Origin of the sequence: Acetobacter oryzoeni, from assembly GCF_004014775.2 — a bacterium.
GTDB classification, from domain to species: domain Bacteria; phylum Pseudomonadota; class Alphaproteobacteria; order Acetobacterales; family Acetobacteraceae; genus Acetobacter; species Acetobacter oryzoeni.
In genome coordinates this window covers 1,479,910-1,496,671 of record NZ_CP042808.1, presented here as the reverse complement: position 1 = coordinate 1,496,671, position 16,762 = coordinate 1,479,910, and the positions used below count along the sequence as shown (strand labels likewise).

15 protein-coding genes and 1 tRNA gene are annotated in these 16,762 nt (G+C 51.2%); 5 read left to right on the top strand and 11 right to left on the bottom strand.

Annotation, left to right across the window (positions count from 1 at the left end; all coding sequences use genetic code 11):
* Positions 1-10 precede the first annotated feature (10 nt).
* Positions 11-1,030, bottom strand: a complete 1,020-nt coding sequence (locus tag EOV40_RS07000) for an ABC transporter permease (RefSeq protein ID WP_128105471.1) — start codon at positions 1,028-1,030, stop codon at positions 11-13.
* Positions 1,027-2,688 (bottom strand): ABC transporter substrate-binding protein, encoded by a 1,662-nt coding sequence (locus EOV40_RS06995; RefSeq protein ID WP_128105470.1) that lies wholly within the window; start codon positions 2,686-2,688, stop codon positions 1,027-1,029. The genes EOV40_RS07000 and EOV40_RS06995 overlap by 4 nt, the downstream gene beginning before the upstream one ends.
* 213 nt (positions 2,689-2,901) lie before the next feature.
* On the opposite strand from EOV40_RS06995, the gene guaB reads away from it, so the two are divergent.
* From guaB to EOV40_RS06980, 3 genes are all read left to right on the top strand, one after another.
* On the top strand, positions 2,902-4,380 hold the full coding sequence (gene guaB / locus EOV40_RS06990; RefSeq protein ID WP_050819985.1) for an IMP dehydrogenase: 1,479 nt from the start codon (positions 2,902-2,904) through the stop codon (positions 4,378-4,380).
* Positions 4,381-4,389: 9 nt separating this feature from the next.
* Entirely contained in the window at positions 4,390-5,703 is a 1,314-nt protein-coding gene (locus EOV40_RS06985; protein ID WP_128105469.1) for an RsmB/NOP family class I SAM-dependent RNA methyltransferase, read from the top strand.
* A gap of 95 nt (positions 5,704-5,798) precedes the next feature.
* A complete protein-coding gene (locus tag EOV40_RS06980) occupies positions 5,799-7,619 on the top strand; it encodes a cation:proton antiporter (RefSeq protein WP_128105468.1) in 1,821 nt (606 codons plus the stop codon).
* Here the strand turns inward: EOV40_RS06980 and EOV40_RS06975 are convergent.
* A complete protein-coding gene (locus tag EOV40_RS06975; RefSeq protein ID WP_208729101.1) occupies positions 7,616-8,131 on the bottom strand; it encodes a L,D-transpeptidase family protein in 516 nt (171 codons plus the stop codon). The two genes, EOV40_RS06980 and EOV40_RS06975, sit on opposite strands and share 4 nt — an antisense overlap.
* Before the next feature lie 146 nt (positions 8,132-8,277).
* On the opposite strand from EOV40_RS06975, the gene EOV40_RS06970 reads away from it, so the two are divergent.
* Positions 8,278-9,000: a response regulator transcription factor gene (locus tag EOV40_RS06970; RefSeq protein WP_003623877.1), complete on the top strand. Its 723-nt coding sequence runs from the start codon at positions 8,278-8,280 to the stop codon at positions 8,998-9,000.
* Positions 9,001-9,568: 568 nt separating this feature from the next.
* Here the strand turns inward: EOV40_RS06970 and EOV40_RS06960 are convergent.
* Positions 9,569-9,643, bottom strand: a tRNA-Val gene (locus EOV40_RS06960).
* 122 nt (positions 9,644-9,765) lie between these two features.
* On the opposite strand from EOV40_RS06960, the gene EOV40_RS06955 reads away from it, so the two are divergent.
* Positions 9,766-10,497 carry a YoaK family protein gene (locus EOV40_RS06955; protein ID WP_128105467.1) on the top strand — a complete coding sequence of 244 codons (732 nt, stop codon included), beginning with the start codon at positions 9,766-9,768 and terminating at the stop codon, positions 10,495-10,497.
* A gap of 12 nt (positions 10,498-10,509) precedes the next feature.
* On the opposite strand, the gene trpS is transcribed toward EOV40_RS06955, so the two are convergent.
* The 7 genes from trpS to EOV40_RS06920 all read right to left on the bottom strand — a co-directional run bounded on the left by trpS (position 10,510) and on the right by EOV40_RS06920 (position 16,762).
* A complete protein-coding gene (gene trpS, locus EOV40_RS06950; protein WP_087652056.1) occupies positions 10,510-11,505 on the bottom strand; it encodes a tryptophan--tRNA ligase in 996 nt (331 codons plus the stop codon).
* Positions 11,506-11,538: 33 nt separating this feature from the next.
* Positions 11,539-12,003: a c-type cytochrome gene (locus tag EOV40_RS06945; RefSeq protein WP_050819906.1), complete on the bottom strand. Its 465-nt coding sequence runs from the start codon at positions 12,001-12,003 to the stop codon at positions 11,539-11,541.
* 60 nt (positions 12,004-12,063) lie between these two features.
* Positions 12,064-12,561 (bottom strand): FKBP-type peptidyl-prolyl cis-trans isomerase, encoded by a 498-nt coding sequence (locus EOV40_RS06940; protein ID WP_012813070.1) that lies wholly within the window; start codon positions 12,559-12,561, stop codon positions 12,064-12,066.
* Between the two features lie 44 nt (positions 12,562-12,605).
* Positions 12,606-13,847, bottom strand: a complete 1,242-nt coding sequence (locus EOV40_RS06935) for an argininosuccinate synthase (RefSeq protein ID WP_003623870.1) — start codon at positions 13,845-13,847, stop codon at positions 12,606-12,608.
* Between the two features lie 110 nt (positions 13,848-13,957).
* Positions 13,958-15,184 (bottom strand): 23S rRNA (adenine(2503)-C(2))-methyltransferase RlmN, encoded by a 1,227-nt coding sequence (gene rlmN, locus EOV40_RS06930; protein ID WP_003623869.1) that lies wholly within the window; start codon positions 15,182-15,184, stop codon positions 13,958-13,960.
* 121 nt (positions 15,185-15,305) lie between these two features.
* The gene (locus EOV40_RS06925) at positions 15,306-15,887 is read right to left on the bottom strand and encodes a hypothetical protein (RefSeq protein ID WP_128105466.1); all 582 of its coding nucleotides are present in this window, start codon (positions 15,885-15,887) and stop codon (positions 15,306-15,308) included.
* A gap of 137 nt (positions 15,888-16,024) precedes the next feature.
* Complete coding sequence (locus EOV40_RS06920; protein WP_128105465.1) at positions 16,025-16,762, bottom strand: TlyA family RNA methyltransferase; 738 nt, start codon at positions 16,760-16,762, stop codon at positions 16,025-16,027.

The following is a 16,762-nucleotide window of genomic DNA, read 5'->3' as shown; positions in this document are numbered from 1 at the left end:
GTTGGGCCTCCTATTGTTCACGGTGGCTGGCATCACGCACATCCAGCGCATCTCGCAGACCATCGCCCAGAATGTTCAGGGCCAGCACTACGGCAATAATGGCCAAGCCCGGAGCAATAGCCACCATGGGGCGTGTATAAATAAGGCCTTCACCATCCTGAATCAGTGTGCCCCAAGATGCCGCAGGGGCCTGCACCCCAATGGATAGAAACGAGAGCGCGCTTTCTGCCAACAGCGACATCGCCATGATCAGCGGCCCAAGCACAACAAGGGTGGATGTGACGTTGGGGAGAATATCGCGGAGCACAATGCGCCAGCGGGGTACGCCAAGGCAGCGTGCAGCCATAACAAATTCAGCCTCCCGCAATGCCATGACACGGCCCCGAATGGGGCGTGCCGCATAAGGGATATAAACCAGCGCGATAATGCAGATAGGCAGAAGCAGGTTATCAGATTCAATAACAAACGGCCCCAGATGCAGCCCATCGCTGACCGTGACAATAGAAAGAGAAATAGCAAACAGATACACGGGAACAGACCACATGATATCCATCATGCGGGAGAGAATAGTATCGACAATGCCGCCGCAAAACCCCGCCGCTATGCCCACAACCGCAGCCATTATGAGGCACAGAACAGCAGAACAGAATGAAATGAGCAGAGAGTTCTGCCCACCATATAATAGCCGCGCTGCAACATCACGCCCCTGACTATCAGCCCCCAGCATATAGCTTCTGTGCCACGTAGGGCCAATGGGGCTTAGGCCAAGATGTAGTGGGTTATCATTGGGCTGCATGATATCCACTTCCTTCCCCCCCATCATGATGGAACCTGCCACGTTGGAGACAAACGGATCTGTATGCGCAACATAGCGTGCGTAATAGGGTGCAAGCAGGCTAACCGCAGCTAGCAATACCAAAACAGCCAAGGATATCAGCGCTGAGCGATTGTGGCGGAGGGACCGCAGCGCCATGCGCCAAGGGCCAGGTGGTTTGGTGTCTTGCGCAGGAGAGGGGGCGGGATCAGTCATGGAACCTGTAGCTGAGAAAGCAGGATTTCATCATTAAGCGTAATTATGACATTTCGTGTGCGTTTAGAAACCAGCACAACTCTTTTGGTCTGCACCAAAGGCACTGCAGGGGCCTGTGCCATCAGCGCTTTATCAGCTTGTGCCCACATGGCATTGCTGGCAGCGCGATCTGTTAAGGTAAGCTGGGCAGCATGGTGCATCATGTCATCAATACGCGGGTCACAAAAGCCGGACATATTGGGTGAGTTATCGGAATGGAGATGAAAATTGGAACATGCAAACAGCGTATCCAGAAAGCTGGCAGCCGAGGGATAATCAGCATTCCACCCACTGATGGAAATTTGCACATGGTTGTCTGAATTCTGCACAAACGTAAAATGGACGGCAGGGCTGATGCTATGAACCGAAGCCTTGTAGCCCAGATTTTCCAATACGCTGCGTAATTCAAGCGCGGTATTGTCTGATTTGCCGCCGGAAGGGGTGACTATAGTAACCCGCATACCTTTTGTGCCACTTTCCTGCACAAGCTGGCGGGCTTTTTCCATGTCGGGTTTTACCCATTCTGGTGCAGGGTTTTGTGGAGAGGCTCCCGCAGTATAGGCACAAAAACGTTCATACCCCGGAGTGCCTTCTGGCAGAAGCTGGCATTGCGGATATGCAACCGCGCTACCCCCATCATAAATCACCATTGCATGCCGATTGACCGCGTAATTGAGTGCCTGCCGCACCTTGAGGGATGTAAACGGCGGTTCATTTACATTCAGCGTTGCGTAGTAATATAGCAGGGGGGTGAAGATGTGCACCTGATCCGCATATTTGCTGCCAACTTCGCCTAATCGGTCTAGCGGAACATTTTCATACATCAGGTCGGCTTGATCGTTTTCTACCGCGGTTACAGCAGATTCTGGTTCCAGCCCAAATGTCACTTCCATGTGGTCAGGAAATCCCGCAGGCTGTGCGTCGTGTGACCATTCATGAAAATAAGGATTGCGTTCAAAACGCATATGCGTTGTGGGGTTGTAATCTGTTATTTGGTAAGGCCCGGTCCCCGGAGGTGCTGTGTTTCCCATATCATGGGCAGGTGTATTGGCAGGTAGAATAGATGCGTGAAACCATGCCAGATGCTCCAGAAATTCAGGGTCTGGGCGGCTGAGGTGGAATGTAATGGTGTTGGTTGCAACATCCGTTTCAATACCCTCGGCCAAAGTGCAATGGGCAGGGTCTTTCAGGCAGGCATCAGCGCCTTTAATGGCACTGTAATATGGCCCGGCAGTGGGGCTGCCTGCAGCAAAAATACGACGGAAAGAAGCAACAACATCCGCTAGGGTTAAAAGCTGGCCATTGGAAAAATGAATGCCGTTACGCAGAGTGAGCCTGTAGGTTAGTCCGTTATCTTCTGGCAGGGGAACGTTTACTGCCAGATTTGGAATAACAGGTTGCGCGCCTGGGCCTGCAAATTTTGGATAAGTTAGAAGCGTATCGTAAACAGGTGTTTCAAAAAATTTGGTCAGGCCAACGTAGGATATTTGCGGGTCAAGCGTGCCAACTGCACTGGAAACCAGAATGCGCAGCGTGCCTCCCTTTTGCGGGGCTTCTACGGCATGCGCAGCAGCAGGGGCCAGCATAAAACCGCATAGGAGAGGAAGAACACGTTTCATCCACCGTGTTATGGCCTGTATGCGGGTGTCTTTCAAACTTTCAAGCGCTGCTTTTTTACATTCACATTAAAAAAACAGACAGAAGGCGCGTGTAATGCTTGCCTTTATGCGTGCATCATCATAAGAGGGAGCGCCAATGGTCGGGTGACCTGCGGCGTAGCGTATGCTTCAGGGTAACCTGCCTTTTTGTATTTCAGCAAGGGTGCCCGCAGCATGACCTCTTCTCCCTATAGCCGTGTTACGGAAGCTCTGGCGTTTGACGATGTGCTGGTTGTGCCGGCTGCATCTGACGTTGTGCCCAGCCAGACAACCGTTCGCACGCATCTCACGCGCTCTATTGAACTGAACATTCCGCTGGTTTCCGCCGCTATGGATACGGTTACGGAAGACCAGATGGCAATTGCCATGGCCCAGCAGGGTGGCCTTGGTGTGATCCATAAAAACCTGAAGCCAGAAGAACAGGCCGAGCAGGTTCGCCGCGTTAAGCGCTTTGAATCCGGTATGGTGGTGAATCCGGTTACGGTTGGGCCGGATCAGACACTGGCCGAAGTGCGTGATATCATGCATCGCCACGGCATTAGCGGCCTGCCCGTGGTTGAACCCGGCACGCAGAAGTTGGTGGGTATTCTGACCAACCGTGATGCCCGTTTTGCCGTAGATCCCAACCAGCCTGTTTCCGAATTGATGACCAAGGATCGGCTGATCACGGTTAAAAATGGTGTGGATGCAGATACGGCCCGCCAGTTGCTGCATAAGCACCGCATTGAAAAACTGCTGGTAGTTGATGATGCAGACCGCTGCGTAGGTATCATTACCGTTAAGGATATGGATAAGGCTGTTGCCCACCCGCTGGCTATCAAAGATAGCTTGGGCCGCCTGCGTTGTGCAGCCGCAACAGGTGTGGGCGAAGATGGCTTTAACCGCGCCAAAATGCTGATTGAAGCTGGCGTGGACGTGCTGGTGGTAGATACAGCGCATGGCCATTCTGCTGGTGTTCTGGGCGCAGTTGAACGCCTGAAAGCCTTTGATGCCAATGTGCAGATCGTGGCTGGTAACGTTGCAACGCCAGAAGCTGCTCATGCCCTCATTGAAGCAGGGGCAGACTGCGTGAAAATTGGCATTGGCCCGGGTTCCATTTGCACCACGCGTATTGTGGCTGGTGTGGGTGTGCCTCAGTTCTCTGCCGTTCTTGAAACCTCTCTGGCATGTAAGGAAAAAGGTATTCCCTGCATTGCAGATGGCGGTATTCGCACATCGGGTGACATCGTAAAGGCCATTGGTGCTGGTGCCGATGTTGTCATGGTGGGTTCACTGCTTGCTGGCACGGAAGAAGCGCCGGGTGAGGTGTTCCTGTATCAGGGGCGTTCCTATAAATCCTACCGCGGTATGGGCAGCCTTGGCGCCATGGCGCGTGGTTCGGCTGACCGGTATTTCCAGCAGGAAGTCAAGGATGCGCTCAAGCTGGTGCCAGAAGGTATTGAAGGCCGCGTGCCTTACAAAGGCAGCATGGCTGCGGTTATTCATCAGCTGGTGGGTGGTCTTAAAGCCGGTATGGGCTACACAGGTTCCCACGTGCTGAAGGAACTGCAAGAAGGTGCCCAGTTCCGCCGTATTACCGGTGCTGGCCTGCGTGAAAGCCATGTGCATGATGTTTCCATCACGCGTGAAGCTCCTAATTATCGTCGGGATTGATAACCACATATGACACCTTCAGCCAGGCTTGCGGCCGCCATTGATCTGCTTGCAGCAATGGAAGCCGCCCCGCGCAAACCCGCCGATGCTGTAGCCAACAGCTTTTTCAGAGAGCGGCGCTACATGGGCGGTGGAGACCGCAGAGCCATATCCGGCCTTGTATGGGATGTTATGCGGGCGTGGCGTCGGCTTGGCTGGTGGCTGGAGCAAAAAGGGCAGGTAGCATCTGCCCGGCTCCGGGCCGGGGCGCGCCTGTTGTTCGATGGTTTCTCTCTGGCCGAAGTAGAGGAAATGTTCGAGCAGGGGCGCTTTGCCGCAGGCGCTTTAACGCGTGGGGAACTTTCTATCCTTACGCCGCTTGCGGGTAAAACTCTGGATAACCCGGAAATGCCGCGGGCTGTTCGTCTGGAACTGCCCGATTGGCTGTTGCCGCATCTGGAAGCAACTTTTGGTGACAAGTTAGAAGATGAACTTGCCGCCATGTCCACCCCAGCGCCTCTGGATTTGCGGGTGAATATTCTGCGCGGCCCCCGTAAGGAGGCGCAGCGTAGTTTGGCCTGTGAAGGCCTGCATGCTGAGCCTACACCGCTTTCTCCGTGGGGGCTGCGTTTGCCAGCGCGTTTACCGGTTACAACCAGCGTGGCGTTTCGTGATGGGCTGGTGGAAATTCAGGATGAAGGCAGCCAGCTTGTTGCCGCCATAAGCGGCGTTGAGCCCCAGATGCGTGTGCTGGATTATTGTGCTGGCGCTGGTGGTAAAACACTAGCCATGGCCATGATGATGGAAAACAAAGGCCATATTGTTGCATGCGATGTTTCTGCACCCCGGTTGGAAGGTGCGGTTAAACGCTTGCGGCGCGCGGGCGTGCATAATGTAGAACGGCATTGGCTGGTTCCCGGAGATAAGTGGGCCAAACGTCGCGCCGGATCCTTTGATCGGGTGTTGGTGGATGCTCCATGTAGTGGCACAGGCACGTGGCGCCGTAACCCAGATGCACGTTTTCGCACCACAGAACAGGACCTGACAGAACTGTTGGAAAAACAGGCTGCCATTATGGATCGGGCTGCAGCACTTGTGCGTGCCGGAGGGCGGATGGTGTATGCAACTTGTTCTCTGCTTCGTGCAGAAAATATGGATCAGGTTACGGCATTTTTGGCGCGTCATCCTGATTTCAAGCTTGTGTCTTCAGATAGCCCAGATATGCCAGAGGCATTGCGGAGGGAAAGTTCCATCAGTTTAACGCCTCTGCGCGATGGCACAGATGGCTTTTTTGCCGCCGTAATGGAGCGCGCCGCGCCAGAACCGGAAGCAGGTATAGAATAGGAAAATATTTTTAACTGTTCATCTTATTGGTCTTACGCATAATACTGATGCCTGATTCATCAGGTCCTATAGACCAATAAGATAAATGGCCCCGCATGACTGAAAGCGTAATCCTTTTTGTTTTTCTCGTGCTGGGCGGCGGTATGCTGGCACAATGGACGGCTTGGCGCTTTAGGTTACCTGCCATTGTCCTGCTTTTTTCTTTAGGTTTGCTTTTGGGGCCGGGGTTGCAGATCATGCATCCCTCCGAGGTTGCCGGTAGTGCCTTCCACCAAATGGTCTCTTTGGCGGTGGCGCTTATCGTGTTTGAAGGCGGTCTCGCGCTTGATTTTCGTCAGCTAAAAGAAGCCGGTGAGGGCGTTTTGCGTCTTACGCTGGTGGCATTGCCGATCAATTTAATTTTAGGCAGCATTGCAGCCCATTACGTTGGGCGCATGGGCTGGGGCCCGGCCTTTCTGTTTGGCGCCATTATTGTGGTAACAGGGCCAACGGTTGTTCTGCCCTTGTTGCGCCATGCTAAGCTCAAGCCCCGTATTGCAGCCTTCTTGCGGTGGGAAGCCATTCTGAATGACCCCGTAGGCGCCATTCTGGCAACATTGGTGCTGGAAGTGCTGCTTATGCAGCCGGGCGAGGGATCTGGCACATTTTTTGTATCCATCATCCCGCATATGCTGATGAGTGCGACATTGATGATCGCTCTTGGCATTGGCACAGCATGGTGTGTGCGGTGGCTGTGCATACGGGATTTAATGCCCGACCTCCTGAAAATGCCGATACTGCTTAGCCTTGCGCTGATTTTGTACGTGATAGGCACCTTAACCATGGATGGTGCAGGGCTCATTGCCTCTACCGTATTTGGCATGGCGTTGGTTAATCTGCGTATTCCCGGCATGGCGGAAATCCAACGGATGAAAGAGGCACTGGTGGTGCTGATTGTCTCCATCCTGTTCATCATGCTTACGGCTGATCTCACACGGAGTGAGCTTGCCGGTTTGTCATGGTCTATTGGGGCATTAACATTGGCTGTGCTGTTTGTAGTGCGGCCTTTGGGTATTTGGTTGGCTACCATAGGTTCCAGCCTTAGTCGGGCTGAGAGGCTGTTTATGGGGTGGATTGCACCGCGTGGTATTGTGGCGGCCGCAGTTGCAGGTGCCGCCGGTGTGCGCTTGCAGGATGCGGGTTACCCCGGAGCTTCTCAGGTTATGCCGGCAGTTTTTGCCGTTATTGCATCCACTATGATTTTGCATGGTTTTTCTCTTATTCCGCTGGGTCGGCGGTTGCATCTTACGCTTTCCAACCAACCCGCATTGGCCATTGTGGGAGCTAATGACTGGTCCACTCAGTTGGCTATGGCAGTGCATGCTGTGGGCACGCCTGTTTTACTGGTGGATAGTTCTTTGGGTGATCTGCATCCAGCCGAGCGGGCTGGTGTGCCTGTTTTATGTGCCGAAGTTTTATCGGAAGAAGGCACAGAAAACTTGGAGGAACGTCCGGCTGATTATCTGATTTCAGCTACGCCGGATGCCATTTACAATGGGTTGGTTTGTGCGCATCTGGCACCACATTTTGGGCGGCAGAGGGTTTATCAGGTTAGCCCGGGCATAGCGCGTCTGGACCAGTATCGTGGTTTTAGCCGGGAAGCGCGCGGAAAGGTGTTGGGGCAGCCCGCTTGGAATTTTACCGTGCTGGAAGCGCTGGTGAGCCAAGGCTGGCATTTTGTTGCGATAGAAGTAACCGAAGACAACCAGAACTACCTTTTGAGTGAAAGCAGCCATTTCCTGTTATTTCTGGTGCTTCAGAAAGGTGCAGGCATTACAATTGTTTCGGCTGAGGATGAGCCACAACCAACCCTGACACCAGGAGGTTACGTGGCAATAGGGTTGGTTGCGCCAGAACAGATGGCCAAGCCAGCTTAACGGGGCGGATGAATAGTTATTTCTGTAGCGCCAGATGCCAGAACAAATCGTAAGTCGGCTTCTGTGAGCGCAACACATCCTTCAGTTGGTGTTTTGTTGGGGCGTTGCAGGTGCATGAAAATGGCAGAACCTTTGCCGGGTTCTGCTGGACTATCGTTGTAACCAATCACGACAATCAGATCATACACGGCATCTTCACGCCATAGTATTTCATGGCGGAAAGAAGAGGGAAGCTGAATGTGCTGGTTGTAGCTGGATGATGACGGATCATCGCACCAGCCATCTTGTAGGCTTAATGGAATAACGGGCAGGGCAGATTGGGGCTTTATAACCCGATCAGCCCGGTAAAAGACCTGCCTGAGGGAGAAGGTGCCTAACGGTGTGCACAGGTCTCCTTCGCGCTTATGGTGAGTTACGCCATTCTTGCCGATAATGGCGCTCATGCTTTTGTGTCTGCAATGCAGTTGTGCATCCATATTGCTGTTTACTGTTGGCCAGACGTGTATCATCATAAACAATCTTACCCCTGCTTTATGGCTTTCGCGTGAGGTTGACGTATCATGCCGGAAATTGGTTTCGATACGATTCGTTGTGTGATCGATAAAGAAGTAGGCCAAGGCAGCCGAGCCAGAGGGCTGACATAAGGAGACGATGTTCCATGACGGGTGCGCGCCCAATTTTGGTTGTAGATGACGATCAGGTCATTCGCAGAACACTGGCAGAGCAGTTGCAGTTGGATGGAGAATTTCAGGTTCTGGAGGCGGCAACATTGGCCGAAGCTCGCCAGAAGCTGAAGGAACCAGATGCACGGTGTGATGCCATTCTGCTGGACGTAACCCTGCCAGATGGAGATGGGCGCGATTTTTGTGCAGAACTGCGCAAGGATGGCCTGCGTATGCCCGTTATCATGCTTACAGGATCAGATGATGAATCTGATATTGTGAAGGGGCTTGATGCTGGTGCCAATGATTACGTTGCCAAGCCTTTCCGTATTGCAGAGCTTCTGGCCAGATTGCGGGCGCAGCTAAGACTGTTTGAAAACAGTGAAGATGCTGTGTTTTCCATTGGCCCATATACGTTCCGCCCTTCTGCCAAGCTATTGCAGGAACCAGCCAAAAACCGTCGCATTCGTTTGACGGAAAAAGAAACGGCTATTCTGAAGTTTCTTTATCGTGCAGGAACGCGCCCAGTGCCCCGGCAGGTTTTGCTGAACGAGGTGTGGGGGTATAATGCTGCGGTAACAACGCATACGCTGGAAACCCACATTTACCGCCTGCGCCAAAAGATTGAGCCAGATCCAGCTCATGCTTCTTTGCTGGTTACAGAAGGCGGGGGGTATCGCCTTAACCCTGAACCAGAAGTTGCGACAACAGCTGTTTGATTTTTGGTAAACTGAAGTCGTTTTAACTTCTAACGGTTTCGTGATTCAAATTATATAAAAAAGCCCTCCACATTGGAGGGCTTTTTTGTAGCTTAAGACACTATAGTAGCGCTTATTATTTTATTAAGCATGCAGAACAGAATGCCCGCTGACTTAGAAAGTGACCCCAATTGGGGAGATATCCGGGCTTAACTATAATAAGCAAACCCTGACCTGACATACTCATTGTCTGCATCGCTATAGGCAAGCAAATGCTTTAATTCGCTGATCGTCTGTAATTTGATAGGCAGATTAAAATCTTGCGGTGTGTTTTCGATAACCTCCGCCAAGGTATCACCAACAAGCTCCAAATCTTCGCCAGATGAGCTACCACCAAGATTGGTTAGGCGCGGAAGGTGTCGAGAATGTTATGATTGGAACAATCTGACAGTGCGGACATAATAAGTTATGCCATCGTGTGCTTTTTGAATAATGGGTTATTAATTTTAAGGGAAGTTAATCAAGCTAACCTAGAAGATGAGAGGTGAGCATAAATTCTCTAAAACCCGCAGGAAACTAGGGAAAACCGTGGTGGGTGCGACAGGGATTGAACCTGTGACCCCCGCCGTGTGAAGGCGATGCTCTACCGCTGAGCTACGCACCCGGTTTGTGCGAGCTTAATATCTGTCTCCCAGGCATTTGGCAAGGGGCTTCTTACGTAAAAAGTGTAAAAAAAACAGGGTAATGGCATTGCTTTGTATCATTAAAGCGGAGAAATTCTTGATTATGCTATTGCGAGAAAAAAGTCAGCGCAGTTTTCAGATGAACAGACAACTCGGTAGTTCTCTTGCCGTTGTGGCAGGGACTGTAAACGTGCTGGGTTTTCTGCAATTTGGATATTACTGCGCCAATATGACAGGCAATGCATCCAGCTTGGCTCTTAAGGTAAATGCTTTAGATATGAGAGCAGCTTTTTTAAGTTTGGCTTTAATTGTCAGCTTTGTTTTAGGTGCGATTGTTTGTACCATTCTTGTTAACATGGGGCGTCGCAAAGGGTGGGGCGCGGTATATGCTTTCAGCTTGGTTTTAGAGGCAGCTATTTTGGTAGCCTTAGGCGTGAAATCCATTTGGTTTACACAGGTTGGTGTGCCTGATGGTGGGGCTGCGTTAGTTCTAAGTTTTGTTATGGGCTTACAAAACGCTACAGTTACCCGTATTTCAGGATCCGTTGTGCGTACAACTCACGTTACTGGAATGTTGACGGATCTTGGAATAGAAATATCGGATTGGCTTGAATCTTTTTATCATCAAGTTGATAGTGAATATTTGGATGTTATTAAAAAACGCTTATGGTTGCATGCACAAATAGTGGTTTGTTTTATTGTGGGTAGTGTATTGGGTGCCTTAGGATATGCCTATTGCCAAAAATATATTCTATTTATAGTTGCAATTGTTCTAATTGCTTTGGCAGCGCCGGGCATTATTGAAAATGCCCGGATATCTGCTGAGAAAAAGTAATATTGATTTCGTTTATTTTAGAAAGCCAACAAGTTTTTCAGCTTCGGAAACAATAGGTTCCGCAATGCTCTGTGCGCGTTGTGCGCCTGAACGCAATGTATTCAGCAAATAGCTTTCATCCTGCAAAAGCCGCGTCGTTTCTTGCCCTATGGGGGCAATGGCGTTGACAACAATTTCTGTTAGCGCAGCTTTAAATGGGCCAAAGCCTTGTCCCGCATGTTCTTGTAGTACCTGCTCAGCAGAAATATCGGCCAAGGCTGCGTAAATGGAAACAAGATTTTTTGCTTCCGGACGATCCGCAAGGCCGGTGATATCTTCAGGTAGAGGTTCAGAGTCAGTTTTTGCACGGCGGATTTTTAAAGCAATTGCATCAGCATCGTCTGTTAGCTCAATCCGACTTTGTGCAGAGGGGTCCGATTTGGACATCTTTTTGGTGCCATCACGTAAGCTCATGATACGCGCAGCTGTGGGTGGAATAAGAGGTTCTACCTGCGGAAAAAACTCTACCTTGTAATCATGGTTGAATTTTTGGGCGATATCATTGGTAAGCTCCAGATGTTGTTTCTGGTCTTCGCCCACCGGAACATGCGTCGCTTTATACGCCAAAATATCTGCGGCCATAAGGTTAGGGTACACGTATAGGCCAGCCGAATGATTTTCGCGGTCTTTCCCTGCTTTATCCTTAAATTGCGTCATACGGTTCAGCCAACCTATCCGAGCAACGCAATTAAAAATCCACGCCAGCCGCGCATGGGCAGAAACTGCAGACTGGTTGAAGAGAATGTGCTTGTCAGCATCAATGCCCGCAGCAAGCAGGATAGCAGCCTGTGTTAAGGTATGTTCGCGTAGTTTTTCCGGGTCCTGCCACACGGTAATAGCGTGCATGTCTACAAGGCAAAAAATGCATTCATAGTTTGCCTGCAAATTAACCCAGTTTCGAATTGCCCCAAGATAATTGCCAAGTTGGGGAACACCAGATGGCTGAATACCAGAAAAAATACGCTGCATAAGAAAAGTATCACCACATGTTATGGGAACAGATTATGGGATTGGATGTGTGCGATCCAGTTCTTCCCGTTCGCCTGCCACTTTGCCAGCTGATTTTCTGTCAGCCCGCGCCGTTGCAATCTCTGCCGCGCTTATTGTTGGGGCAGGTTTTAGGTTTCCACGTTGTGAAAGCCAAGTCAGAATAGCCGCTACTTCTTCATCTTTAAGGTAGCGGAAGGGAGGCATTTCTGCGCTATAGGGCGCACCATTGGCTTTTATAGGCCCGCTTACGCCATTCATAAGCACATCAGCCAGATATTTGCGCCCTTCTGGGGTGCTGGCAATCTGATCAATGCGGTTGACAAGTGGGGGAACAGAGCCCGGCATGCCATCACCACCATGATGGCAAATGCCGCAATTGGTGCCGTAAAGGCTGGAGCCGCTTTTAGGAGAACATGCGGCTACAAAAAGCAACATGCCACTACATAAAAGGCGATACGCAAAGCGTGAAGCAAGCATGGGCAAAAACCCAAGCGAGTTCCTGAAGTTCAGGAACCCGCATTATCAGGAGAGTTTATATCAGGGCGAATTATGTGCATGTTCCACACCCAAAAGCTGGATGCGGAAAATGAGCGGGCTGTCAGAAGGGATAATACCCATGGATTTATGCCCATAACCAAGTTCTGGCGGCACATACAGCATCCACGTATCACCAACATGCATCAAGGGCAGAGCTTCCATCCAGCCTTGAATCAGGCCAGCAAGAGGCATCTGCATATAGGCACCGCTGCCGTGCTGATCAGAACTATCAAAGATAGAACCATCTGGCAGTCGGCCTTCATAAATAAGCATCATGCCGTCACCGGGGCGAGGCTGCTCACCATCCTTGGGGCCGGATTCCAGAACTTTATAGGCCAAGCCATCTTTCAGAACAGTTACGCCAGGTGCTGAGCGCAGCTTTTCCATCTGCTGAGCAGGCGTAAGTTCCTGTTCTTCCTTGTGAGAACCACAGGCCGTAAGAGATACGGCCAAGCTGGCCGCAAGCATGCAGGGGATAAGAGAAAAGCGACGGATCATGATCTTCTTCAACACCTTCTGATGGATGGTGGAAAAGTGGTGCCCTATAGGGCACCACCTTTACGCCCGATCTGCGCGCCCAGACGCAGGCGCAGTGCATTCAGCTTGATAAAGCCTTGAGCATCCTGCTGGTTGTATGCGCCTTCATCGTCTTCAAACGTTACAACACGGGCATCATACAGGCTGTTCGGGCTTTCGCGCCCAACACAGATAACATTGCCCTTGTACAGTTTGAGGCGAACACGCCCAGTAACGGAATGCTGGGAGGCATCAATAAGAGCTTGCAGCATCCGCCGTTCTGGGGAGAACCAGAGGCCATTATACAGAATGGAAGCGTAGCGCGGCATCAGGCTATCTTTAAGATGCATGGCTTCGCGATCCAGCGTGATGGATTCCATGCTGCGATGGGCTGTCAGCAGGATGGTGCCACCGGGTGTTTCATAAATCCCGCGGGATTTCATGCCAACAAAGCGGTTTTCCACCATGTCCAAACGGCCGATACCGTTTTCTTTGCCCAACTCGTTCAGGCGTGTCAGCAACGTAGCGGGAGACATAGCCACGCCGTTAATGGCAACGGGGTCACCGCTTACAAAATCAATGGTGATTTCTGTGGGCTTATCTGGTGCTGCTTCTGGAGAGATTGTGCGCTGAAACACAATTTCTTCTGGAGCAACGGCAGGGTCTTCCAGAACTTTCCCTTCTGAAGAAGAATGCAGCAGGTTAGCATCTACAGAGAAGGGGGCTTCGCCGCGCTTGTCTTTGGCAATCGGAATCTGATTTTCTTCAGCAAAAGCCAGCAGACGCGTGCGGGATGTCAGATCCCATTCCCGCCAAGGGGCAATAACCGTGATATCTGGCTTAAGGGCATAATATGCCAGCTCAAAACGAACCTGATCGTTGCCTTTGCCGGTTGCGCCATGTGCCACGGCATCTGCGCCAACTGCTTCTGCAATTTCAATCTGGCGCTGTGCAATCAGTGGGCGCGCAATGGATGTGCCCAGAAGATACTGGCCTTCGTACAGGGTATTGGCCCGGAACATGGGAAAGACAAAGTCCTTCACAAATGTTTCGCGCAGATCTTCAACAAAGATTTCTTTTACGCCAAACATTTCCGCTTTTTTGCGGGCTGGTTCCAGTTCTTCCCCTTGGCCCAGATCAGCCGTAAAGGTAACAACCTCGCAACCATAGGTGTTCTGGAGCCAGCGAAGGATAACAGACGTATCCAAGCCACCAGAGTAAGCCAGAACAACCTTTTTAACGTCTTTCCGGGCGGAAGTCGGGCCCATGAGGCAGATCTCCTGATATATAAATCTGTAACTATGGCTTTCCTCCTATCACTGCAGGAGGCGCGTAACCAGAGTGCATTCGCCCACCAAGGGCTGTTTATGCGGAAAAATTATTCCGAAACAGGTACAGAACTTGCGCGAGCGCGTTCACTTGCCGTTTTTAATTGCCCGCAGGCAGCCAGAATATCTCGTCCACGAGGGGTACGAATAGGAGAAGCAAATCCTGCATTCATAACAATTTCTGCAAACCGGTTTTGCTGCTCCCGCGTGGAGGGCTTGTAATCGCTCCCCGGCCACGGATTGAACGGAATAAGGTTTACTTTTGCTGGAATGCCAGAAATCAGGCGCACAAGCTCGCGCGCATCGGCTTCACTATCGTTGATGCCGCGTAGCATAATGTATTCAAACGTAATGCGGCGGGCATTGCTGGCAGCGGGGTAGCGCCGGCAGGCCGCCAGCACTTCCTCAATTGGGTACTTTCTGTTGAGTGGCACAATTTCATCGCGCAGATCATTTCGAACGGCGTGCAGGGAAACCGCCAGATTGATCCCGAGTTCATCTCCACACCGATCCATGAGAGGCACAACGCCAGAGGTGGAAAGTGTGATGCGCCGACGAGAAAGCCCAATGCCTTCGCCATCCATGATGATTTTCATGGCTTTGGCGACATTTTCATAATTGTAAAGTGGCTCCCCCATACCCATCAGTACGATGGTGGAGAGAAGGCGAGGCGTTTCGCCTTTGGGGCTGGGCCATTCTCCGTAGGAATCTCGCGCAGCCATGAACTGACTGACAATTTCTGCCGCCCCAAGGTTACGCACCAGCTTTTGCGTGCCTGTATGGCAAAAGGTGCAGGAAAGTGTGCACCCAACTTGCGATGAGATGCAGACAGCTCCCCGATCTTCCCGCCTATCAGGAATGTAAACAGTTTCAGCTTCCTGCCCATCACGAAAACGGAACAGAAATTTACGTGTTTCATCCGATGATGTTTGCACAGTCGCGGCTTCTGGGCGCCCGATAATAAAGCGTTCAGCCAATTTTTGCTGAAGCGGCTTGGCGATAGTGCTCATCCGAGAAAAGTCGGTCACACCTTGATGATAAATCCAGTGCCAGAGCTGTTTGGTGCGGAAGGGTTTTTCACCAATTTCTGTCAGAATATCCGTAAGTTCATCGCGTGAAAGCCCAACCAGATCTCTCCGTCCATCGGATAGAGTGGCGGATGGGGGGCTAAAAAGCGCAGCCTTGGCCAAAATGCGTGAACGTTCTTCCGCGTTCAGATCGGTAAGGGCTGAACTGTTAGCGTCAGCTGATGTGGAAGTATAAGTGCGGGAAGACATTGCGGATATGCTGCTACATAAAGGAAAAGGAAAGCGGGTATAACAAAAAAAGAGGCTGATAGATACCAGCCTCTTTTATATATGCGCACCAGTATACGTTATGGGCAGAAACTCTTGCGCATTAATTGCTCTCTTTAAGGGCCGAGCGCAGCCAAGGAGCAATGGTGATTTTGGAAGCATCCATACCATCCAGAATCATGCCAATAGTTTGTGCGGAATATGAATCAGGCTTGGTATCAGCAGAGATAGGGAAGGCTGGCCGTGCAATTTCTAAAGTCATGGCAGGTTCTGCTGTATCTGCGGAGTTGGCGCTAGCAGGAGTGAAGCCATCCGTCTGAATATTGGCAGATACAGTAACTTCTCGCGCATCAGGGTTCTGACCAAAATATAGATACGCGTATGTTGCCGCGGCAGAAAGAACATCTTTCATGGCCAGCCGATAGCGATTGTTCGTATTGGAATCATGCGCTTGGAGTGTTGCTGGATCGGCCTGAATTGAAAGCGTGCCTGCGCGGACATCATCATGCAGGATCAAGCCGTCCTGTTCATATCCACGTAATAGCGTATTCCCAACTTCCGTTGCCTGCATATTTTGAACAGAATCAGAAGTGTGGGATGCAGAATGAAAAACTGGAGCTGCCAGTGCCTGGCTGCTGGTAAATGCAAGGCAGGCGACGCCAAACAGACCTGCAATTTTGCGCATGAGATGCTTGCCCTTATTCTTAGTGATAACTGATGGAATGATCACAAAGAAATGTGGCAAAAAAATTGATGTGCTGCCATGCAAAAAAGGCAGGGAAACCTGAAAATTTAATTTAGTGTTACAATTGGCCGTGCTGGTTAGGTGCGTTGAGCTGCAATAAGGAACTCTCTATTCCCTTCTGGCCCAGTAATAGGGCTAGGTTCAATACCCAGAACTTTCCAGCCCGGGAGGGCGCTCCACCAAGAAAAAATGGTTTCGCAAACAGCGTCATGCACTGCAGGATCCCGCACAACGCCTTTGGCTCCGATCTGATCGCGCCCAGCTTCAAATTGGGGTTTGATCAACGCGACAGCCCAAGCATTTTCTGAGGTAAGAGCCAGCGCAGCAGGAAGCACCGTGCGTAGGCCGATAAAGCTGGCATCACATACAACCACAGAAGGGACTTCTGGTATGGTTGTGTTATCCAGATATCGGGCGTTGCACTTTTCTAGCACAGTTACGCGTGGGTCAGACCGCAGTTTCCATGCCAATTGCCCGTGCCCGACATCAACGGCGTAAACATGCTTGGCTCCATGGGTAAGGAGCACATCTGTAAACCCACCGGTTGAAGCGCCAACATCCAAGCAGACCCGTCCTTCTGGGGAAAGGCCAAAGTGTTCAATGGCATGAGCCAGCTTGCAGCCGCCGCGGGATACCCAAGGGTGCTCCTGCCCACGCACTTGCAGCGGTGCATCTTCAGGCACCTGATCTCCGGCTTTGGCAACACGTTTTTCACCAGAAAACACAAGCCCAGCCATAATAAGAGCTTGTGCTTTTGTGCGGCTTTCAACCAGCCCCCTGTCTACAAGAAGCTGGTCAACACGACGTCGTGCCAT